The organism is Pseudomonas sp. NPDC012596, from assembly GCF_042902325.1.
Taxonomy (GTDB): domain Bacteria; phylum Pseudomonadota; class Gammaproteobacteria; order Pseudomonadales; family Pseudomonadaceae; genus Aquipseudomonas.
Window position 1 is genome coordinate 59,633 of record NZ_JBIBEB010000010.1, and the last position, 20,123, is coordinate 79,755.

Consider the following 20,123-nt stretch of genomic DNA (forward strand, 5'->3'; position numbering starts at 1 on the left):
AACAGAGGCCGCCACTGGTCGTCCCTTACACAACCTTTACCGTTTCCCTGCGCTCAGCTGACAGACTCCAGAGTCATAGTAATAAGGCCCCAAGCGCGGGGCTTTATCACGAGGTAGTCACATGAACCGTCTTATCCCTGGAATCGCCCTGCTGGTCGGTGCCCTGGCCATCAGTGGGCAAGCATCCGCCCACGGTGGCGGCGGTGGCTGGTATGGCCCAGGCCCCCTGCTGGGTGCTGCTGTGGTTGGGGCAGTGGTCGGGGCGACGGTTTCCGGCGGCCACGACCGTACCGTATATGTCGAGCGCCAGCCCGCTTACTATCCGCCACCCCCGATATACGTGCAGGCACCACCGCCGCCGGTGTACTACCAGCCCTATTACGTGCCCGCTCCGCCGCCGCCGGCCTACCGCACCTATGGCCCGCCACCGGTGTACTACGGCCCGCCACGCTGGTAACTGTTGATAAAGCTAATGAGCACTATTGAGCAAGTTGATTTCAAACCGGACCGGCTGCTGCGTAAGGTAGGGCCATGTTTTACAGGAGGTCCACATGGCCACTATCCATATCATGTCCGTTGTCGGCAGCGCCGTCCCTTCTACCCTGCGTGAAAAGGGCCTGCTGGCTTGCTGGTACCTGGTTAGCAATGGCGAACCAGTGAGCGGCCCACTGGCCACTCGCGCCTCTGCCCAGGCCCTTGCCGAACAGCTCAAGGCCGACTGCCTGATCGCTTGACCGAATTTGTTGTGCGTTGCTCCCTACGCCTGTTCTGACCCGCCTCTTGGCGGGTCTTTTTTTGCCCGGACAAACCGACGAACGGATGCGGCAAAACCGTTACAGCATGAAGCTTTTTTCATATCGATGGGGTGGTGTAACGAGCAATCGACAGCCGTTCAGCCATACTCCACAATGCGAGCGTTTTTTGGGGGAAAACCCTTGCACAGCCAACGACATACCAACTTTTAGTGAGCCTCAACGTGAAAACATCCCTGTCCATCCTCAGCCTGCTGCTGTTGCTCACAGGTACCGCGACCCTCCCGTCGACCGCTGCTGCACAACCCCCTGCCCAGGTTCAACGTGACCCTTCCAAGCTGCATCTGGCTTCCGGCAGCGCCCTGCTGATCGACCTGAACACCAACCAGGAACTGTATTCGAGCCACGCCGACCGCGTGGTGCCGATCGCCTCGGTGACCAAACTGATGACGGCGATGGTGGTGCTGGACGCCAAGCTGCCCATGGATGAGATGCTCACCATGACCATCGCCAACAACCCGGACATGAAAGGCGTCTACTCGCGCGTGCGCCTGGGCAGTGAGCTGAACCGCCGCGAAACCCTGCTGATCACCTTGATGTCGTCGGAAAACCGCGCCGCCACCACGCTGGCCAACCACTACCCCGGTGGTTACCCAGCGTTCATCAAGGCGATGAATGCGAAGGCCCGCAGCCTGGGCATGGCGCATACCCGTTACGTGGAGCCGACCGGCCTGTCGACGCAGAACGTTTCCAGCGCCCGCGACCTCGCCAAGCTGCTGATGGCATCGCGCAAGTACCCGATGCTGAGCGAGCTGTCGACCACCCGCGAAAAAACCGTGGCGTTCCGCAAGCCCAACTACACGCTGGGCTTCCGCAATACCGACCACCTGGTGAACAAGAGTAATTGGGACATCAAGCTGACCAAGACCGGCTTTACCAATGAGGCCGGCCATTGCCTGGTACTGCTGACCCGCATGGATAATCGCCCGGTGGCCATGGTGATCCTTGACGCCTTCGGCAAGTACACCCACTTTGCCGATGCCAGCCGCATGCGCCAATGGCTGGAAACCGGCGCAGCCAAGCCGGCACCTGCAGTGGCCATGCAGTACAAGTCGGACCGGCAGACCAAAGGCCGGTTGGCTTCGGAGTAACGGCTGCGGGCCATTCGCGGTTAGTCGCGAATGGCCCATGCACCCCCTTACGCCTGCGTGCTGACCATCCCGCCTGCACTGCTGCCGCCGGTCGTCTGCAACGCTTCGAGCAGTTGTGCCGTGGCAGTCATGATCTCGCCATTGATCGTGGCAATACTCGCCTGCTTGCCAGTCACTGCGGCCAACTTGGCCGTCTCGTCCATCTTCTGCGCCATCAGATTGGCCAGTTGCTTCTGTTCATCGGCCAGCTGCTTCTGCAGCTTCTTGATCATCTCGCGCAGTTGCTTGATGTGTGCGGGCTCCGAACTCTCGTCGCTTTGCTGCGCCCCTTGCGCGCCGCCGCCGCCCTGAGCCTTCGAGGTTTCCGTTGACGCGGCCTGAGCGCCGCTCTTCTGTGCGTCATCGGTTTTTTCGGTTTCACTACCGCTGGCAGCCTGGGCCGTACTTGCAGCCTGCACCGATGCCGAGTTGATGGTGACCGCTGAGATGCCTGTCATGTTCGAGCCCCTGCCTTCAAATAGGTCCTTGCGTTGACCCCACTATCGGCAGGGCTGCGCAATTCTTTAGGCCCCCCAGGTCCTCGCCTGCGCGGCGCCTCAGTAAATTCCCCACCACGTGGCTCGTTCCAACCAATGTACTCGCGCAGGAGCCGGAGCACCGGCGGGCGCACACATTCGACCATTATGGAATCGCAGCCATGAGCCAGTCTTCAAACACGGAAACCATCAAGGATCTGATCGGCGTGGGCTTCGGCCCGTCCAACCTGGCCTTGGCCATCGCCCTGGAAGAGCTCGCGCAGACCCAAGGCCATGCCCTCGACGCACTGTTCATTGACAAGCAGAAGGAATACCGCTGGCACGGCGAAACCCTGGCCACCCAGAGTGAGCTGCAGATCTCCTTCCTCAAGGACCTGGTCTCGCTGCGCAACCCCACCAGCCCCTACAGCTTCGTCAATTACCTGCATCAGAAGCAACGCCTGGCCGACTTCATCAACCTCGGTACCTTCTATCCCTGCCGCCTGGAGTACAACGACTATCTGCGCTGGGCTGCCGAGCATTTCGCCACCCAGGCGGTCTATGGCGAAGAGGTGCTGCGTATCGAGCCGGAAGTCAAAGCCGGCCGGGTCGAGCATCTGCGCCTGGTATCGCGCGATGTACAAGGCCGCGAATACAGCCGACGCACCCGCTCGGTTGTGGTCGGCAGCGGCGGCACGCCGAAAATTCCGGAAAAGTTCGGTGCGTTCAAGGATGACCCTCGGGTCTTTCACCACTCGCAGTATTTGAGCAGCCTCAACAAACTGCCGTGTGCCGAAGGCAAGCCGATGCGTATTGCCGTGATCGGCTCCGGCCAGAGTGCCGCCGAAGCATTCATCGACCTCAACGACAGCTACCCGTCGGTGAAGGTCGACATGGTGCTGCGCGGGTCCGCGCTCAAACCTGCTGACGACAGCCCATTCGTCAACGAGATCTTCTCGCCGGACTACACCGACCTGGTCTACAACGAACCCGCTGACCAGCGCGCCAAGCTGCTGGGTGAATACCACAACACCAACTACTCGGTGGTCGACCTGGACCTGATCGAGCGCATTTACGGCATCCTCTACCGCCAGAAGGTGTCCCATCAGTTCCGCCACAATGTGCTGTGCCGTCGGCACGTGGAGGCTGTAGTCGCCACCCGCGAGGGCATCGAGCTGACCCTGCGCGACCTGGCCACCGGCCAACAGCTGACTCACCGTTACGACGCGATCATTCTTGCAACCGGCTACGAACGCCGTTCGCACCGCGACCTGCTCGCTCCGCTGGCAGGCTACCTGGAAGACTTTGCCGTCGACCGCAACTACCGGGTGCTAGCGAGCCAGGACCTGCAAGCCTCGGTTTACCTGCAAGGGTTCTGCGAAAACAGCCATGGCCTGAGCGATACCCTGCTGTCGGTGCTGCCATCGCGTGCAGCCGAAATCGGCCAGGCCCTGTACCACGACCTGGCTCGTCAACAAGGCAAAGCGCAACCCGTGGCCGCCCTGACCAGCGCCTGATCCCCCCGCGTAGCCCCGCAAAAGCCGGCACGGTGCCTCGGTCACCTGCCGGCTTTGTGCTTTCCGAAACATTTGCTTGCATTTAAATCGGCAGGATTTCCATTCTCATTCGTCTTTATAAATGCAGCCCCAGTGGTTGGGCATAAGCTCGACCCTCATTTTCAGAAGACCGACTGATGGCCAAATCACCGAAAAAATCCAAGTCCAAGCTGTGGTTCCTGGTCCACAGCTGGCTCGCCCTGCCGATCTGGTTTTTCGTCCTGATCGTCTGCTTCACCGGGATGCTTGCCGTGGTGAGTCAGGAAATCGTCTGGCTGGCCAACCCCGATGTGCGTGCCAGCAAGCCTGCCGACAGCGCCGAACGCCTGAGTTTCCAGCAAGTACTGGACGCTCTGAACAAGGCCGAACCCGACATGTCCGTGCGCTCGCTGAGCCAGCCGGACGGGGCGCATTTCGCCCTCAATGCACGCGTAACCCTCGCCGATGGCACCACCCCGACGCTCTACGTCAACCCGTACACCGGGGCGATCCAGGGCAAGATGCCTGACTTCAACTTCGAAGCCTTCACTCGTGCCCTGCATGGCTGGTGGTTGGTGCCATTCACCAACGGGTACAGCTGGGGCTGGTACCTGGTGTCGCTGCTTGGTTTGCCGATGCTGGCATCGCTGGTCACCGGCCTGGTGGTGTACAAGAAGTTCTGGAAAGGCTTTTTCAAACCCGTGCGCACCGGCCATGGTTCGCGCATCTTCTGGGGCGACCTGCATCGCCTGGCCGGCGTCTGGTCCATCTGGTTCATCGCGGTCATTTCGATAACCGGCATATGGTTCCTGATCCAGGCCATCCTCGGCGACAATCACATCACCATTTCCAGCGAACCGGTGGTACCGGTGATTGCCCGTGAGCAGGTGCCGCAGACCAACGACGGCAGCCCCGCGCCACGCATCGACCTGGACGAGGCGGCGCGCATCGCCGGCCTGGCCATTCCGGGCCTGGACATCAGCTTCGTCTCGCTGCCTGCCACCGCCTACAGTCACATCGACTTGGGTGGGCGCGGCTGGTACCCGCTGATGTTCCAAAGCGCCGCGATCAACCCCTACACCCGCGTCGTCGACAGCCAGTTCCTGCTCGGCGACCGCAGCGCCCTGGAGTTCGTCACCGAATCGATGCGGCCTTTGCACACCGGAGACTTCGGCGGCCTTGCGATCAAGCTGGTGTGGTTCTTCTTCGGCCTGGTTCTGACGCTGATGGTCTTGAGCGGCCTGCTGATCTGGACCAAACGCACCGCACAGGCCACCGCTGCTGCGCTCAAGCGCAGCGAACGGGCACCCCGCGCGCGGGCCAGCGACATCACCGCGGAGATTCAACCATGAGCCAGGCCCGAGCCCTACCCGCCACCCCGTTGAAACAGTTCTGGCTGAAGTGGCGCTTCCACCTGAACATCCTGCTGATCCTCATCCCGCTGGGCTTCATGCCCAAGTACTTCGCCGACGCCAGAATGTTCCGCGGCGATGCCGGGCTGGGCGTGAACCAGATCAGCGATATCCAGGTCGGCCCCTACAGCCTCGACCTTGCCGAATTGCGTGACGAGGCGCCCCGCGCCGACGGCCCGGCAGGCCATTTCAAAGCCTTCAACGCTGCGTTGTGCAAGGCCTGCACTAATGAGGTGAAGGCCGTCTACCTGCGCATCGGCAAACCCCGCAGCCTGCGTGCAGCCGGCACCATCTTCTTCGGCGCGCCGTACCGCATGGGCACCAACCTGCCGGTACCACCACGCACCAGGCCCGACGCGCAGGTGTGGGTCACCATCGAAGGCTGGGACGGCAGCATGCACCAGGCGGCGGTCCCGCTAGCCAAGGCTTCGCCGGCCACCGTGGCCTGGCTCGAGAAACAAGGAGGCAAACCATGAAACACCTGATACGCAGGCTCGCCCTGCCCTTGCTGGTACTGGCCGCTGGCCCTGCTCTGGCCCACAACCCGATGTGCGAATGTGAAGCGGTCGACGCCGGCCAGGTGAAATGCACCGGCGGCTTTTCCGACGGCAGCGGCGCACCGGGGGTGACCCTGGACGTGATCGGCTACGACGAGCAGGTACTCGTCGGCGGCAAGCTCGGCGAGGATTCGACGCTTACCTTCAAGCGCCCGGACGGGGAGTTCTACGTGCTGTTCGACGCCGGCCCCGGCCACGTGGTGGAAGTCGACTACGCCGACATCGCGCAACCATGAGCGGCCCGACCCTGAGCCGCACCCAGGTGGTGCGCCCCGCCGGTGCCGGGCATGAAACCCTGTATGTGCTGCTGGTCAGCCTGCTGATCGTGATCGTCGCCGCCACGGTGGTGCTGCTGCGGGGTGAGCGCGAAGACGAGCAAGCCATCGCCAGCCACCAGATCGACGCCCGCCGCGACCTGACGGCCGCCGAGCAAGGCATCTACACCGACCTGCTGGTAGCGTTCGATGAGGTCCAACTGCTGCGCGAAGAAACCGCTGCGGCCCCTGGCATAGAAGCCTTGGCCGAAGAAGGCCTGCCACCGTTCGTGATGGACGCGGGTAGCCAGAGCCGTGGCAGCCACCAGTGGCAATGGCTGCAGGCCGGCGCTTATCTGGGCCGCAGCCAGGCGCCACAGGTGGCAGGCAGCTTCCTGCTGATTTTGCCGGGCGACAGCAACGGCCCGGCCGATGTCTGGCTGCGCCGCGACAGCGCCGCCGTGGTGCCGGACGACCTCGGCCAGGCCGCGCTGATCGCCGCCGGCTGGCAGCAAGTGGTCAGCCATTACGACGCTGGTGTCACCCGCGAACACCGTCACTGAACCCAAGGAATTTCCCCATGTTCCGCTCTGCATTCGCCCTGCTCCTGGCCTTGGCCCTGCCGGCCCTGGCCCTGGCCGACACCGGCAAGCCCCTGCGCATCGGCATCACTCTGCACCCGTATTACAGCTACGTGAGCAACATCGTCGGTGACAAGGCCGAGGTGGTGCCGCTGATTCCAGCAGGCTTCAACCCGCATGCCTATGAGCCACGGGCTGAGGACATCAAGCGCATCGGCAGCCTGGATGTGGTGGTGCTCAACGGTGTAGGCCATGACGATTTCGCCGACCGCATGATCGCCGCCAGCGAAAAGCCAGACATCAAGACCATCGAAGCGAACCAGAACGTACCGTTGCTGGCAGCCACCGGCATCGCTGCCCGCGGTGCGGGCAAGGTGGTCAACCCGCATACCTTCCTGTCGATCAGCACCACCATCGCCCAGGTCAACAACATCGCCCGCGAACTTGGCAAGCTCGACCCCGACAACGCCAAGTTCTACACCCAGAACGCCCGCGCCTACGCCAAGCGCCTGCGCACCTTACGCGCCGAGGCGCTGGCCAAGGTCACCGAGGCCCCGGGCGCCAACTTCCGCGTTGCCACCATTCACGCCGCCTACGACTACCTGGTGCGCGACTTTGGCCTGGAAGTCACTGCCGTGGTCGAGCCTGCCCACGGCATCGAGCCGAGCCCGGCGCAACTGAAGAAAACCATCGACCAGCTCAAGGCGCTGGACGTCAAGGTGATCTTCTCGGAGATGGACTTCCCGTCGGCCTATGTCGAGACCATTCAGCGCGAGTCGGGCGTGCGCCTGTACCCGCTTACGCACATTTCCTACGGCGAATACACCCAGGAAAAATACGAAGTGGAAATGAAGCGCAACCTCGACACTGTGGTACGCGCCATCCAGGAGAACCGCGCATGACCGCTGCCGCCAATCTCCAGGTACACGGCGGGCCACGCATCGAGTTCGCCGGCATCGAGCTGACACTCGGCCGCACACGCATCCTCGAACAGGTCGCTTTCAGCGTCACCGCTGGCAGCGTGCACGCCATCGTCGGGCCCAACGGCGGCGGCAAGAGTTCGCTGATCAAGACCCTGCTCGGCCAGATGCCCCACCAGGGCCAGCTGACCCTGCACTGGCCGGGTGAGCAGCAGGTGATCGGTTACGTGCCGCAGGCGCTGGAGTTCGACCGTGGCCTGCCGATGACCGTCGACGACTTCATGGCCGCGATGTGCCAGCGGCGGCCGGCCTTCCTCGGCCTGTCGCGCCGCGTGCAGCCGGCCATCGATGCGGCGCTGGCACGGGTGGGCATGCTCGACAAGCGCAAACGGCGCATGGGCGCGCTGTCGGGCGGCGAGCGCCAGCGTGTGCTGCTGGCCCAGGGCCTGATCCCCGAACCGCAGTTGCTGGTGCTCGACGAACCCATGTCGGCGCTGGACGAAGCCGGCATTCAGGTGTTCGAACAGTTGCTGCAAAGCTGGCGCCAGGCCGGCACCACCGTGCTGTGGATCGAACACGACCTGCAGGCGGTGCTGCGCCTGGCTGACCGGGTCACCGGCCTGAGCCGCCAAGTGTTGTTCGACGCCCCACCGGCACAAGCCCTGACCCCGGAGCGGCTGCTGAGCCTGTTCTCCGTCCACCCGCGCAGCGAGAGCGTCGCCTGATGAGCTATGAAGCATTTCGCCAACTGGTCCAGGAATGGGCCAGCGCTGGCTTCCTGCCGGAGGCGCTGGCCTACGGTTTCGTGATCAACGCACTGGTCGCTGGGCTGATGATCGGGCCGGTACTGGGTGGCCTCGGCACCCTGGTGGTGGTCAAGCGCTTTGCCTTCTTCTCCGAAGCGGTCGGCCATGCCGCCCTGACCGGCGTGGCCATCGGCATCCTGCTTGGCGAACCCTACACCGGCCCCTATGGCAGTCTGTTCGGCTACTGCCTGCTGTTCGGCATCTTGCTGAACTTCCTGCGCAACCGCACCGGGCTGTCGCCCGACACGCTGATCGGGGTATTTTTGTCGGTGTCGTTGGCGCTGGGTGCGAGCCTTTTGCTGATGCTGGCCGGCAAGATCAACGTGCATATCCTCGAGAACGTGCTGTTCGGCTCGGTACTGACCGTCAGCGCCCACGACCTGGTGGTGCTTGGGGTGGTTGCAACCCTGGTACTGGCGCTGGCCCTGCCACTGTATAACCGCATCATCCTGGCCAGCTTCAACCCGCAATTGGCGGCAGTACGTGGCGTGGCGGTGAAGACTCTGGACTACCTTTTCGTGGTGCTGGTAACGCTGGTCACGGTTGCGTCAGTGAAGGTGATCGGGGCGATCCTGGTCGGTGCGCTGCTGGTGATCCCGGCGGCAGCCGCGCGCCTGGTCAGCCAGTCGCTCAAGGGCTTCTTCTTCATCTCGGTGCTGATTGCCACACTGAGCACGCTGCTGGGCATCCTGCTGCCGATCGTCTTCGACCTGCCAGTGCCCTCGGGCGCGGCGATCATCCTGGTCGCCGGTATCTGCTTCGCCCTCGCAGCCCTCGCCCGCGCCCTCGTCCCACGCCTGCAAGGAAACCCGGCATGAACCTGAAACAGTTGACTTTGGCACTGGCCCTGGCCGGCCTGCCTGCGCTCTCATCTGCCACGCAAGTGCTCACCACCCTGCCGGTCACCCACAGCCTGGCCAGCGCCTTGCTCGACGGCACCTCGGTGCAACTCAAACGCGCCGCCCCGGCCAACCTGCCGGCCAGCCGCCAGCCTTCCTACTTCAGCAGCCGTGGCGGTGAAGGCCTGGCCAAAGCTGCGCAACAGGCGGATGCGGTGATCGGTGTGCGCTCGATCTGGCGCGACGACCCGCTGTACCCGATGGCCCGGCGCAGCAATATCCGCATCGTCGAGATCGATGCCGCGCGGCCGGTTGACGGCGCCCTGCCGGGTATCGCGGTGAGTGGCGACGACGCCTACGGCGCCTACCCCTGGCTGAACCCGACCAACCTGGGGCGCATGGCCGACGTATTGGCCAATGACCTGGAGCGCCTGGCGCCTGCCGACAAGGCGAAGATCCAGGGCAACCTGGCGGGGCTCAAGCGCCAGTTGCTGGAGCTGACAGCCAACAGCCAGACCCAGTTGGCCAAGGCTGACAACCTGACCGTGGTCAGCCTGTCCGAGCGGCTGGGTTACCTGGCCAGCGGCCTGAACCTGGATGTGGTGGAGCAGGCGCTGCCGGCCGACGGCAAATGGGATGACGCGGCGCTCAAGGCGCTGGCCGAGAACCTCAAGGAGCAGGACGTGGCGCTGGTGCTGGACCACCGGCAACCGGATGCGCAGGTGGCCGAGGTGATCAAGGCTAGCGGGGCCAAACTGCTGGTGGTCGAAAGCGACCCCGAAGATGCGGTGGGCGGGCTCAAGGCCAGTGTCGATCAGGTGGTCGGGGCACTGAGCAAAGGATGATGCTGCCTGGTCTGGCCCTTTCGCGGGGCAAGCCCGCTCCCACAAGTACATGCAAGGCTTGAAGCTGCGCACACTCTGTGGGAGCGGGCTTGCCCCGCGAAAGGGCCGGCACTGGCACAGCAGATCTAACGCTTCATGCACCGCTGATACCGCTCATCCACCCGCCCTGCAAACCACGCCGTGGTCAGCTTGCGGGTAATCTTCGGGCTCTTCAATTCGATCCCCGGCAGCCTCGCCCGCGCCACCGGCTTGCCCGCCGCGGCATCAGCCAGCGCAAACACCCCGCTGTACAGCTTGCTGTCCTCGAACGCCAGGCTGTCGCCCAGCGCCAGCTGGCTGCGGATCTGCGGGTTGCGCAGCCCCAGCTTCGCACCCAGCTTGCGCGCCGCCTGCTCGGTGGTACCTGGCATGATCGCGCCCGGGGCAATCAGGTCGCCATCCAGTGCCAACGCCACCCCTGTCACCGAGCTCAAGGCAGCTTGAAACGCCGCATTGCGGCTGGCGTACCAACCCGCGTTGAAATCGGCAAAGCGATAAAGCTGGTGATCGTAGTGGGCGGGGTAGCCGAGCAAATGGCCGATGCCGAAGTACATACCGCCTCGCCGACTGAAGACTTCCTGGCGAATCGTGCCGTCGTAGGTGTACGGATAATCCTTGGCGTGCTGCTCGGCAAACTCGACACTGACCTGCATCGGGCCACCGGTGTGCACCGGGTTGAGGCCGCCGAGCAACGTCTTGCCCAGCGGCAGGCCGGCGATGAACTCGTCGTACAGGGCACTCAGCTGCCGCTCACTGCGCACCGCGAGCAGCCGCTGCTGGTAGGTCTTGCCATTGCCCGACGGTGTCTTCAACGCGCCGTCGACCAGCAAGCCCGGAATATGCAGGCTGGCTGCACGGCGGTCGATTTCTGCACGTGCGATGCGCCCCAGGTTTGGCACCTGCGGGTCGGCATTGAAGGTCGACTCCTGTTCGGTCACCGCCAGCACCGCGCACAGGTTGCTCTTGCTCGGCGCGATGCGCTGGGCTTGGAACGCCACCTGGATATCCTTGGCCCAGCCTTCGCGGTCCTTGGCCTGGGGGGGCAGCAAGCGCATGAGCTGGGCGCGCACCTTGGCAGGGTCGGCTTCGGGCTCTTCCTCGCGCCGCCCGGCGCAGCCCTGCAGCAGCGCCAGGGCCATCAGCCCCGCTGCCAACAGCCGCCCGTTCAGGGCTGATCACCGACCATGTAGGTCTTGCTGATGTGGCGGAACCGAGGGTGGCTGGCGCTGCCCATCAGCTCGAACAGGACCATTTCACGGGTGACGATGTGCGCCCCGGCCTGGCGCATGCGCGCAAGCCCCGCCGCCTTGTTCGCTGCGGTACGGCTGTCGCAGGCATCTTCGACCACGAATACCTGCTTGCCCAGGCCCAGCAGGCCAAGGACGGTCTGCAGCACGCAGACGTGGGTTTCCATGCCACAGACGATCACGTGCTCACGGGCCATCAGGCTGGCGGGCAGGCACTGCGCCGCGACGCAGGAAAAGTGGCTCTTTTCCACCACCTCGGCCGCCGGGGCTGCGGCAATGAGCTCAGGCAGGGTGTGGCCCAGGCCTTTGGGATACTGCTCCGAGATCACGATCGGCAGCTCCAGGTCGGCACTCGCGGCCAGCAACCAGCGCGCACGTGCGCGGGTGCCCTCGGGGTCGCTCATGGCGCCGATGAGTTTTTCCTGGATGTCGACGGCCAACAGCGTGGCCTTGTGAGGGTCGATCAGCATGGTCTGCCTCTTGCCTGGGAAAAGCCCTAGCCTCCCCCAGGCAAGCGGCGGCGTCAATCAGGCCGAACGCCTGAGCGGCTCCAGCGACGCAGCCAGCGCAGCGAGTACGCGGTCCTCGTGCTCATGGATGAAGAAGTGGCTGCCAGGGAACATCCGCAAGGTGAATTCACCGTGGGTTTCTTGCCCCCAGGCCAGCAACTGCTCCTCGCTGGCCCGGTCATCTTCGCCGCCTAACACGTGCAGCGGGCACGCCAAGGCGGGCCGCTGGCGGTAGGCGTAACGGCCACAGAGCAGAAAGTCGGCGCGCAGGATCGGCAACGTCAGGCTCATCAGCTCGGCGTTGGCCAACACTTCTTCCGGGGTGCCATTGAGCTCGCGCAGCTCGTTCCTCAGCTCATCGTCAGATTTCGGGTCGCGCCAATTCTTGCCGTCGTAATCCTCACGCCGGGTCGGCGCTGCAGTACCGCAGGCGAACAACGCCCGTGGCGGCGGGCAGCCCAGCGCCTGCAGCTCGTGGGCCAGCTCGAAGGCCAGCAACGCGCCCAGGCTATGGCCCAGCAGTGCATACGGCGCCGCAGCGGCCAGGCGTTGTTCGGCTGCCAGTTGCCTGGCAAGGGCCTGCATGTCGGTGTGCAGCGGCTCGCCCATGCGCGCACCGCGCCCGGGCAATTCGACCGGGCGCAGCTGAATCCAGGCCGGCAGCTTGCGCCGCCAGCGACTGTAGACCATGGCGCTGGCGCCTGAATACGGCAAGCACAGCAGGTTGAGTACGGTCACTGTGCAGCGGCTTCAGCCATCTTCTGACGCAGGCTCAGCGGGCGCATGTCGGTCCAGACCTCGTCGATGTAAGCCAGGCAGTCCTTCTTCAGGCCGCTCTTGCCCACAGCACGCCAGCCGTTGGGGATCGCCTTGTAGTCGGGCCAGATGGAATACTGCTCTTCGTGGTTGACCACTACCTGGAACTGGATATCGTCGCGGTCGAAAACGGAAGTCATTGCCTGTCTCCTTGAGTGATAGATGCCCGAGTGCGCTTGGCGTAGGGCGGCTCTCAGATAGACGTAGGAAGCTTCCGGAAAATTAGGGGCTGTTTTTTGGCGTAGCGGCTCAAGCCCCGCCAAGCAAGTCATGCGCATCCAGCAACCGGTACGCCACCTCGGGGTTGCGCTCCAGCCCCCGCCGAATCGCCGCAGGAATTGACTGCCGGGTCTTGCGACACAACCCCGTCTGCTGATCCAACTCAATGACAATACCGCGCATCGTGCGCACTTCGTTGAACCCAGGCGCAATGTGCACGCGGATACCCAAGTTCTCGTACATCCGTTTCTGCAGCCGCTGCAGGTCTTCCAGGTCTTTGAGGTTTTCCAGGCGTTCGAGCAGCCGCTTCTCCTCCTGCCGGGTGAGCAAGAGGATGCGCTGCGCCGCCGACGGGTGCTCGTCCAACCGTTCGCGGCCGCAGTCACAGGCGCCAGGCGGGCACGGTTGGCGTAGGGAAGGTGCTGTGCTCATGGGCCCAAGCATAGCCTGAACGCGCCCATTTGCGCCTCTGCCAATGCGCGGAGGCGGATCCTGAGAGTCAGCTCCAGCGTTATAACTGCACCAAGCGCTCGCGCAAGAACGCCACGAACCCTTGCACCGGCCTCGCTACCTGCCGGTGCTGCGGGTACACCGCCGACAACTGCAGCGCCGGCGGCGTCCAGGCGTCCAGCACGCGCACCAGGCGCCCATCGGCCAGCGCCTGCCCGACAATGAACGTCGGTAGGTAAGTCACCCCCATGCCGGCTATCGCCGCATCCCGCAGCAACTCGCCATTGTTGGCGCGCATCCGCCCGGCCACCGCAATCGCCTGCGCCTTGCCGCTGTGCTTGAACTGCCACTGCACCTGCCGTGAATGCCCGTAGGGCAGGCAATCGTGCCCGGCCAGTGCTTCTGGCAGCTCTGGGGTACCCCGCGCGTCGAGATAGCCTGGGCTCGCGCAATACACCCGTTCGACACTGGCGATGCGCCGCGCGATCAAGCTGGAATCTTCCAGCGCACCAATGCGCAAGGCCAGGTCATAGCCTTCACCGATCAGGTCCACGGCCCGGTCGCTAAGGTCCACTTCCACATCTACCAGCGGGTGCAAACGCAGGAACTCGGTCAGCAGGCAACCCAGGTGCGCGATGGCAAACGACAGGGGCGCACTCAGCCGCAAAGTGCCGCGCAGGGCCTGATCCTGGCCGCTGATGTCGTGCTCCACCTGCTGCACTTCACCCAGCAGGCGCAGCGCCGACTGGTAGTAGTGGTGGCCCAGCGGCGTAGCGTCAAGGCGCCGGGTAGAGCGGTTGAGCAAGCGCACGCCAAGGCGGTCTTCGAGTTGCATCAGGCGTCGGCTGACTGATTGCTTGGACATGCCCAGGCGGTCTGCGGCCGCAGTAAAGCTGCCGGCTTCCATGACCTGGGCAAAGATCCGCATGTCTTCGTAAGGGTTCATTGTCTCGCTCTTGGTGACAGTAAAACGCTTTATAACGGCTTTTTCCCATCCGTGCATCTGCCTAATCTACTCACAAGTCGCAGCGATGGCCCTGAAGGCCAGGCAAGACGCCCACCCACAGCATTTGCACAGAAAAGGATTCGCGCATGAACATTGTCCACAAAACCCTCACCGCCAGCCTGCTTGCCCTGTCCGTCTCCAGCGCTTTCGCTGCAGGCAGCCCAGGCGTCGAGCAACACACCCAGGCCTTCCTCGAAGCCCTGGAAAAAGGCGGCGGCAAGCCGCTCGAGCAACTCAGCCCGAAAGACGCCCGCGCCGTGCTGACCGGCGCCCAGGCCTCGGTCAAGGTCGACCTGTCGGGCATCGAAGTGAAAGAACGCACCCTCCAGGCCAACGGCGAGTCGATCAAGCTGCAGATTGTGCGGCCAGCCAACGCCAAGGGCGAACTGCCGGTGTTCATGTTCTTCCACGGTGGCGGCTGGGTGCTGGGCGACTTCCCGACCCACCAGCGGCTGATCCGCGACCTGGTGGTCGGCTCCGGCGCAGTGGCGGTTTATGTGGACTACACGCCGTCACCCGAAGCGCACTACCCCACCGCGATCAACCAAGCCTATGCTGCCACCCGCTGGGTGGCCGAGCATGGCAAGGAGATCGGCGTGGACGGCAAGCGCCTGGCGGTGGCCGGCAACAGCGTCGGCGGCAACATGGCCGCAGTGGTAGCGCTCAAGGCCAAGCAGGCGGGTACCCCGAAGCTGCGCTTCCAGCTGCTGCTGTGGCCGGTGACCGATGCCAGCTTCGAGACCGGGTCGTACAAGCAGTTTGCCGAAGGGCATTTCCTGACCACCGGGATGATGAAATGGTTCTGGGACAACTACACCCTTGATACCAAGGCACGTGAACAGATCTACGCCTCGCCGCTGCGGGCCAGCAGCGAGCAGCTCAAAGGCTTGCCACCGGCGCTGGTGCAAACGGCCGAGTTCGATGTGTTGCGCGACGAAGGCGAGGCTTACGCGCGCAAGCTGGATGCAGCTGGGGTGGCGGTGACCTCGGTGCGCTACAACGGGATGATTCATGACTACGGGCTGTTGAACCCGCTGAGCCAGGTGCCTGAGGTGAAGGCGGCGATGCGCCAGGCGGCTGGAGAGTTGAAAGTGCATTTACAGTAATGCGCTAGAAAAAAGACCCGCGTGAGCGGGTCTTTTGGGCTTTGCAATTGCCGGGCAGACCGGCACAGGTCAACTCAGGGCTCGAACCCTTCGACGATGATGACCTCAGCCTTGGCTACCCCCTGGCGATGGCTGCAGGCGTCCTGATACAGCTCAGAGCGGTAACAGGCCACCGCCTGCTCGTACGACTCGAACTCGATCACCACACTGCGCTGCGGCGTCGGCCGCCCCTCCATCGCTTCGCTGCGCCCTCCCCGCGCCAGAAACCGCCCGCCAAACGCAGCAAAGGCCGCAGGCGCCCGTTGGGTGTACTGCTGGTACTGCTCGAGGTCGGTCACGTCCACGTGGGCGATCCAGTACGCTTTCATCCGCTGATCTCCTGTTGCAAAAATATTTATGTATGATGGTATACCATAATAATCACCCTACAACAGTGAGCGTGCAGCATGCCCTTCAACAGCATCGAAGAACTCCTCGAGGACTACCGGCAAGGCAAGATGGTCCTGCTGGTGGACGACGAGGATCGGGAAAACGAGGGCGACCTGCTGATCGCCGCCGAGCGCTGTGACGCCCAGGCCATCAACTTCATGGCCCGCGAAGCGCGCGGCCTGATCTGCCTGACGCTGACCGACGAGCATTGCCAGCGCCTGGGCCTGGAGCAGATGGTACCGGCCAACGGCAGCGCTTTCAGCACCGCCTTTACCGTGTCGATCGAGGCCGCCACGGGCGTCACCACCGGCATTTCCGCCGCCGACCGCGCGCGTACCGTCGCCGCCGCCATGGCCGCCGACGCCCGCCCCGAAGACCTGGTACAGCCTGGCCATATCTTCCCCCTGCGCGCCCGCGAAGGCGGTGTGCTGAACCGCGCTGGCCACACCGAAGCAGGTTGCGACCTGGCGCGCCTGGCCGGCTTTGCCCCTGCCTCGGTGATCGTCGAAGTGCTCAACGACGACGGCACCATGGCCCGGCGCCCCGACCTGGAAGTGTTCGCCGCCCGGCACGGCATCAAGATCGGCACCATCGCCGACCTGATCCATTACCGGCTGAGCACCGAGCAGACCATCAAACGCATCGGCGAGCGCGAACTGCCGACCGTGCATGGCACCTTCCGCCTGGTCACCTACGAGGACCGTATCGAAGGCGGTGTGCACATGGCCATGGTGATGGGCGATATCCGCCGCGAGCAGCCGACGCTGGTGCGCGTGCATGTGATCGACCCGCTGCGCGACCTGGTTGGCGCTGAATACGCCGGGCCGGCCAACTGGACATTGTGGGCGGCGCTGCAGAAGGTTGCCGAGGAAGGCACCGGCGTGGTGGTGATCCTGGCCAACCATGAATCCTCCCAGGCGCTGCTGGAACGTGTACCGCAGCTGACCCAGCCGGTGCGGCCTTACCAGCGTGGGCAGTCGAAGGTGTACTCGGAGGTGGGTACCGGTGCACAGATTCTGCAGGACTTGGGTGTCGGCAAGCTGCGCCACTTGGGCCCGCCGTTGAAATATGCCGGGCTGGCCGGGTATGAGCTGGAAGTGGTGCAGAGCATTCCGTTCGAGCCGGTGTTGGTCAGCTGAAGCAGGCCTCCTACAGTGGGCTGTGGAGCCTGACGGAGGCGGAGTGATGGCCGGTAGCCTGATGCCTCTTGCCAAAAGCTTGGAATACCATAATATGATATCCCGTAGACCTTAAAATCGCAGGCCGGCATCTACAATTACAAACGGCCACCGACACTTTGTTTTAGCTGCTCCCCGAATACTGTTGGCGGGCGCACTACCAGCCCCGCCTCGAATAACAAAAGCAACGAGGGCGTAACCATGCTGTTGAGCAAACGTGTAACCGCAGTGCTGTCCGCCAGCCTGCTGACCCTGGCCTGTCAGGCCGTCCAGGCCGCCGACAGCCTCAACTTCGTCAGCTGGGGCGGCACCACCCAGGACGCCCAGAAAGAAGCCTGGGCGGTGCCGTTCAGCAAATCGACCAACATCAAGGTCGTCCAGGACGGGCCCACCGACTACGGCAAGCTCAAGGCCATGGTCGAGAGCGGCAACGTGCAGTGGGACGTGGTCGACGTGGAAGCCGACTTTGCCCTGCGCGCCGCCAGCGAAGGCCTGCTCGAACCCCTCGATTTCAACACCATCCAGCGCGACAAGATCGACCCACGCTTCGTCTCCGATCACGGCGTTGGCTCGTTCTTCTTCTCGTTCGTGCTGGGCTACAACGAAGGCAAACTGGGCGCCAACAAGCCGGTGGACTGGACCGCCCTGTTCGATACCAAGACCTACCCTGGCAAGCGCGCCCTGTACAAGTGGCCGAGCCCCGGCGTGCTGGAGCTGGCCCTGCTCGCAGACGGCGTGGCACCCGACAAGCTCTACCCGCTGGACCTGGACCGCGCCTTCAAAAAGCTCGACACCATCAAGAAAGACATCGTCTGGTGGGGTGGCGGCGCCCAGTCCCAGCAGTTGCTGGCCTCGGGTGAAGCCTCGCTCGGCCAGTTCTGGAACGGCCGCGTCTATGCGCTGCAGCAAGACGGTGCACCGGTTGGCGTGAGCTGGAAGCAGAACCTGGTCATGGCCGACTTTCTGGTCATTCCCAAGGGTGCCAAGAACAAGGACGCGGCCATGAAGTTCCTGGCCAACGCCAGCAGCGCCGAAGGCCAGGCCGACTTCGCCAACAAGACCGCCTACGCGCCGGTCAACGTCGACAGCATCGCCAAGCTCGACAAGGACCTCGCGCAGAACCTGCCGACCGCCTATGCCCAGGATCAAGTCACGCTGGACTTCGCCTACTGGGCGAAGAACGGTCAAACCATCGCCGCGCGCTGGAATGAGTGGTTGGTCAAATGAAAGTCGCCATCAATGCCCTGCACAACGCGCAAGGTGCCCCCACGGGCACCGGCGCCCCGGGAACGGCCCCACGCCGGGTAAGCCTGGGCCAGCGCTGGAAAGGCAGCCGTAACCTGCTGCCGGCCCTGCTGTTCCTGGGGCTGTTCTTCTTCGCCCCGCTGATCGGCCTGCTGCTGCGCGGTGTGCTGGAGCCAGTGCCGGGCCTGGGCAACTACGAGCAGCTGTTCGCCAACTCGGCGTATGCACGGGTACTGTTCAACACCTTCTCGGTCGCCGGTGTGGTCACCCTGATCAGCGTGCTGCTGGGCTTTCCGCTGGCTTGGGCGATCACCTTGGTGCCCAATGGCTGGGGCCGCTGGCTGCTGAACATCGTGCTGCTGTCGATGTGGACCAGCCTGCTGGCGCGCACCTACTCGTGGCTGGTGCTGCTGCAAAGCTCGGGCGTGATCAACAAGGCGTTGATGGCGATGGGCATCATCGATGCGCCGCTGGAAATGGTCCACAACCTGACCGGTGTGGTGATCGGCATGAGTTACATCATGATCCCATTCATCGTGCTGCCGCTGCAGGCGACCATGCATGCCATCGACCCGATGGTCCTGCAGGCAGGCTCCATTTGCGGCGCCAGCCCGTGGACCAACTTCTGGAAGGTGTTCTTGCCGCTGTGCCGTTCGGGCTTGTTCTCGGGGGCGCTGATGGTATTCGTGATGTCGCTCGGTTACTACGTCACCCCGGCGTTGCTTGGCGGTGCGCAGAACATGATGCTGCCCGAATTCATCATCCAGCAGGTGCAGTCGTTCCTTAACTGGGGCCTGGCCAGCGCCGCCGCCGCGCTGCTGGTGGTGATCACCCTGGTGCTCTTCTACCTGTACCTGAAGCTGCAGCCGGAGTCCCCGGTCGGCAATGCGAGGTAATACGCCATGCTTCTGTCTCCCAACGCCATGGGGCGCCCGCTGCGCACGGGGCTGTACCTGACCACCGGGGTCATCGCGGCCTTCCTGCTGCTGCCGGTGGTGTTCATCATCCTGCTGTCGTTCGGCTCATCGCAGTGGCTGGTGTTCCCGCCGCCGGGCTGGACCTTCAAATGGTACGTGCAGTTCTTCGCCAACCCGGAGTGGATGGATGCCGCCCTGGCCAGCCTCAAGGTGGCCGTGCTGACCACCATCGCTGCCGTGCTGCTGGGCTTGCCCACGGCGTTCGCCCTGGTGCGTGGCCGCTTCCCCGGCCGCGAGATGCTCTACGGGTTGTTCACCATGCCGATGATCGTGCCGCTGGTGATCATCGCGGTGGCGGTGTACGCGCTGTTTCTCAAGCTGGGCTACACCGGCACGCTGTTCGCCTTCGTGGTCAGCCATGTGATCGTCGCCCTGCCCTTTACCATCATCTCCATCATCAACTCGCTGAAGCTGTTCGACCAGTCGATCGAGGACGCCGCGGTGATCTGCGGGGCCTCGCGCCTGCAGGCGATCTTCAAGGTGACCTTCCCGGCGATTCGCCCGGGGATGATCGCCGGCGGCCTGTTCGCCTTTCTGGTGTCGTGGGACGAGGTGGTGCTGAGCGTGATGATGGCCAGCCCCGACCTGCAGACCTTGCCCGTGAAAATGTGGACCACCCTGCGCCAGGACCTCAGCCCGGTGATCGCCGTCGCCTCGACGCTGCTGATCGGCCTGTCGCTGCTGGTCATGGTCATTGCCGCCGCCTTGCGCCGGCGCACCGAAGTCAACGCCTGA

General features: G+C 63.9%; 25 protein-coding genes. 17 read left to right on the forward strand and 8 right to left on the reverse strand.

The genetic code is table 11. The features are described 5' to 3' along the window. Positions 1-121 precede the first annotated feature (121 nt). The 3 genes from ACFY68_RS13970 to pbpG all read left to right on the forward strand — a co-directional run bounded on the left by ACFY68_RS13970 (position 122) and on the right by pbpG (position 1,903). Positions 122-457, forward strand: a complete 336-nt coding sequence (locus ACFY68_RS13970; RefSeq protein WP_387528136.1) for a hypothetical protein — start codon at positions 122-124, stop codon at positions 455-457. 94 nt (positions 458-551) lie between these two features. Then, positions 552-734 (forward strand): hypothetical protein, encoded by a 183-nt coding sequence (locus ACFY68_RS13975; protein WP_387528139.1) that lies wholly within the window; start codon positions 552-554, stop codon positions 732-734. 242 nt (positions 735-976) lie between these two features. Then, a complete protein-coding gene (gene pbpG / locus ACFY68_RS13980) occupies positions 977-1,903 on the forward strand; it encodes a D-alanyl-D-alanine endopeptidase (RefSeq protein ID WP_387528142.1) in 927 nt (308 codons plus the stop codon). A gap of 47 nt (positions 1,904-1,950) precedes the next feature. On the opposite strand, the gene ACFY68_RS13985 is transcribed toward pbpG, so the two are convergent. Beyond that, on the reverse strand, positions 1,951-2,400 hold the full coding sequence (locus ACFY68_RS13985; protein WP_387528145.1) for a hypothetical protein: 450 nt from the start codon (positions 2,398-2,400) through the stop codon (positions 1,951-1,953). 200 nt (positions 2,401-2,600) lie between these two features. On the opposite strand from ACFY68_RS13985, the gene ACFY68_RS13990 reads away from it, so the two are divergent. The 9 genes from ACFY68_RS13990 (at position 2,601) to ACFY68_RS14030 (ending at position 10,167) form a co-directional block, all read left to right on the forward strand. Continuing rightward, a complete protein-coding gene (locus ACFY68_RS13990; protein WP_387528147.1) occupies positions 2,601-3,935 on the forward strand; it encodes a lysine N(6)-hydroxylase/L-ornithine N(5)-oxygenase family protein in 1,335 nt (444 codons plus the stop codon). A gap of 176 nt (positions 3,936-4,111) precedes the next feature. Beyond that, positions 4,112-5,305: a PepSY-associated TM helix domain-containing protein gene (locus ACFY68_RS13995; RefSeq protein ID WP_387528149.1), complete on the forward strand. Its 1,194-nt coding sequence runs from the start codon at positions 4,112-4,114 to the stop codon at positions 5,303-5,305. Continuing rightward, positions 5,302-5,841, forward strand: a complete 540-nt coding sequence (locus ACFY68_RS14000; protein ID WP_387528152.1) for a thiamine pyrophosphate-binding protein — start codon at positions 5,302-5,304, stop codon at positions 5,839-5,841. Before ACFY68_RS13995 ends, ACFY68_RS14000 begins: the two co-directional genes overlap by 4 nt. Then, entirely contained in the window at positions 5,838-6,158 is a 321-nt protein-coding gene (locus ACFY68_RS14005) for a hypothetical protein (protein WP_387528155.1), read from the forward strand. Before ACFY68_RS14000 ends, ACFY68_RS14005 begins: the two co-directional genes overlap by 4 nt. A gap of 11 nt (positions 6,159-6,169) precedes the next feature. Further along, positions 6,170-6,739 (forward strand): DUF6162 family protein, encoded by a 570-nt coding sequence (locus ACFY68_RS14010; RefSeq protein WP_387528439.1) that lies wholly within the window; start codon positions 6,170-6,172, stop codon positions 6,737-6,739. Positions 6,740-6,756: 17 nt separating this feature from the next. Continuing rightward, positions 6,757-7,659 (forward strand): metal ABC transporter substrate-binding protein, encoded by a 903-nt coding sequence (locus tag ACFY68_RS14015; RefSeq protein WP_387528158.1) that lies wholly within the window; start codon positions 6,757-6,759, stop codon positions 7,657-7,659. After that, on the forward strand, positions 7,656-8,402 hold the full coding sequence (locus ACFY68_RS14020) for a metal ABC transporter ATP-binding protein (protein ID WP_387528160.1): 747 nt from the start codon (positions 7,656-7,658) through the stop codon (positions 8,400-8,402). Before ACFY68_RS14015 ends, ACFY68_RS14020 begins: the two co-directional genes overlap by 4 nt. Then, complete coding sequence (locus ACFY68_RS14025; protein WP_346612970.1) at positions 8,402-9,301, forward strand: metal ABC transporter permease; 900 nt, start codon at positions 8,402-8,404, stop codon at positions 9,299-9,301. Before ACFY68_RS14020 ends, ACFY68_RS14025 begins: the two co-directional genes overlap by 1 nt. Further along, complete coding sequence (locus ACFY68_RS14030) at positions 9,298-10,167, forward strand: metal ABC transporter substrate-binding protein (RefSeq protein WP_387528164.1); 870 nt, start codon at positions 9,298-9,300, stop codon at positions 10,165-10,167. Before ACFY68_RS14025 ends, ACFY68_RS14030 begins: the two co-directional genes overlap by 4 nt. A gap of 125 nt (positions 10,168-10,292) precedes the next feature. Here ACFY68_RS14030 and ACFY68_RS14035 read toward each other — a convergent pair whose 3' ends face one another. The 6 genes from ACFY68_RS14035 to ACFY68_RS14060 form a co-directional block, all read right to left on the reverse strand. Next, the gene (locus tag ACFY68_RS14035) at positions 10,293-11,345 is read right to left on the reverse strand and encodes a DUF1615 domain-containing protein (protein WP_387528167.1); all 1,053 of its coding nucleotides are present in this window, start codon (positions 11,343-11,345) and stop codon (positions 10,293-10,295) included. A gap of 26 nt (positions 11,346-11,371) precedes the next feature. Further along, on the reverse strand, positions 11,372-11,923 hold the full coding sequence (locus ACFY68_RS14040; protein ID WP_387528170.1) for a hydrolase: 552 nt from the start codon (positions 11,921-11,923) through the stop codon (positions 11,372-11,374). Positions 11,924-11,980: 57 nt separating this feature from the next. Next, positions 11,981-12,700, reverse strand: coding sequence for a thioesterase II family protein (locus ACFY68_RS14045; protein ID WP_387528173.1), 720 nt, complete (start codon positions 12,698-12,700; stop codon positions 11,981-11,983). After that, positions 12,697-12,918, reverse strand: coding sequence for an MbtH family protein (locus ACFY68_RS14050; RefSeq protein WP_003256222.1), 222 nt, complete (start codon positions 12,916-12,918; stop codon positions 12,697-12,699). Before ACFY68_RS14050 ends, ACFY68_RS14045 begins: the two co-directional genes overlap by 4 nt. Before the next feature lie 109 nt (positions 12,919-13,027). After that, positions 13,028-13,429, reverse strand: a complete 402-nt coding sequence (locus ACFY68_RS14055; RefSeq protein WP_387528178.1) for a hypothetical protein — start codon at positions 13,427-13,429, stop codon at positions 13,028-13,030. Between the two features lie 79 nt (positions 13,430-13,508). After that, a complete protein-coding gene (locus tag ACFY68_RS14060; protein ID WP_387528180.1) occupies positions 13,509-14,393 on the reverse strand; it encodes a LysR family transcriptional regulator in 885 nt (294 codons plus the stop codon). Between the two features lie 146 nt (positions 14,394-14,539). On the opposite strand from ACFY68_RS14060, the gene ACFY68_RS14065 reads away from it, so the two are divergent. Continuing rightward, on the forward strand, positions 14,540-15,559 hold the full coding sequence (locus ACFY68_RS14065; RefSeq protein ID WP_387528183.1) for an alpha/beta hydrolase: 1,020 nt from the start codon (positions 14,540-14,542) through the stop codon (positions 15,557-15,559). Between the two features lie 74 nt (positions 15,560-15,633). Here the strand turns inward: ACFY68_RS14065 and ACFY68_RS14070 are convergent, their stop codons facing one another. Further along, positions 15,634-15,927, reverse strand: coding sequence for a DUF1330 domain-containing protein (locus ACFY68_RS14070; RefSeq protein ID WP_346612961.1), 294 nt, complete (start codon positions 15,925-15,927; stop codon positions 15,634-15,636). A gap of 78 nt (positions 15,928-16,005) precedes the next feature. Between ACFY68_RS14070 and ribBA the strand changes: the two genes are divergently transcribed. From ribBA to ACFY68_RS14090, 4 genes are all read left to right on the forward strand, one after another. Further along, positions 16,006-17,127 carry a bifunctional 3,4-dihydroxy-2-butanone-4-phosphate synthase/GTP cyclohydrolase II gene (ribBA, locus tag ACFY68_RS14075; RefSeq protein WP_387528186.1) on the forward strand — a complete coding sequence of 374 codons (1,122 nt, stop codon included), beginning with the start codon at positions 16,006-16,008 and terminating at the stop codon, positions 17,125-17,127. Positions 17,128-17,367: 240 nt separating this feature from the next. Next, the gene (locus tag ACFY68_RS14080) at positions 17,368-18,393 is read left to right on the forward strand and encodes a polyamine ABC transporter substrate-binding protein (protein WP_387528189.1); all 1,026 of its coding nucleotides are present in this window, start codon (positions 17,368-17,370) and stop codon (positions 18,391-18,393) included. Further along, on the forward strand, positions 18,390-19,307 hold the full coding sequence (locus ACFY68_RS14085; RefSeq protein ID WP_387528192.1) for an ABC transporter permease: 918 nt from the start codon (positions 18,390-18,392) through the stop codon (positions 19,305-19,307). Before ACFY68_RS14080 ends, ACFY68_RS14085 begins: the two co-directional genes overlap by 4 nt. 6 nt (positions 19,308-19,313) lie before the next feature. Continuing rightward, positions 19,314-20,123: an ABC transporter permease gene (locus ACFY68_RS14090; protein WP_387528195.1), complete on the forward strand. Its 810-nt coding sequence runs from the start codon at positions 19,314-19,316 to the stop codon at positions 20,121-20,123.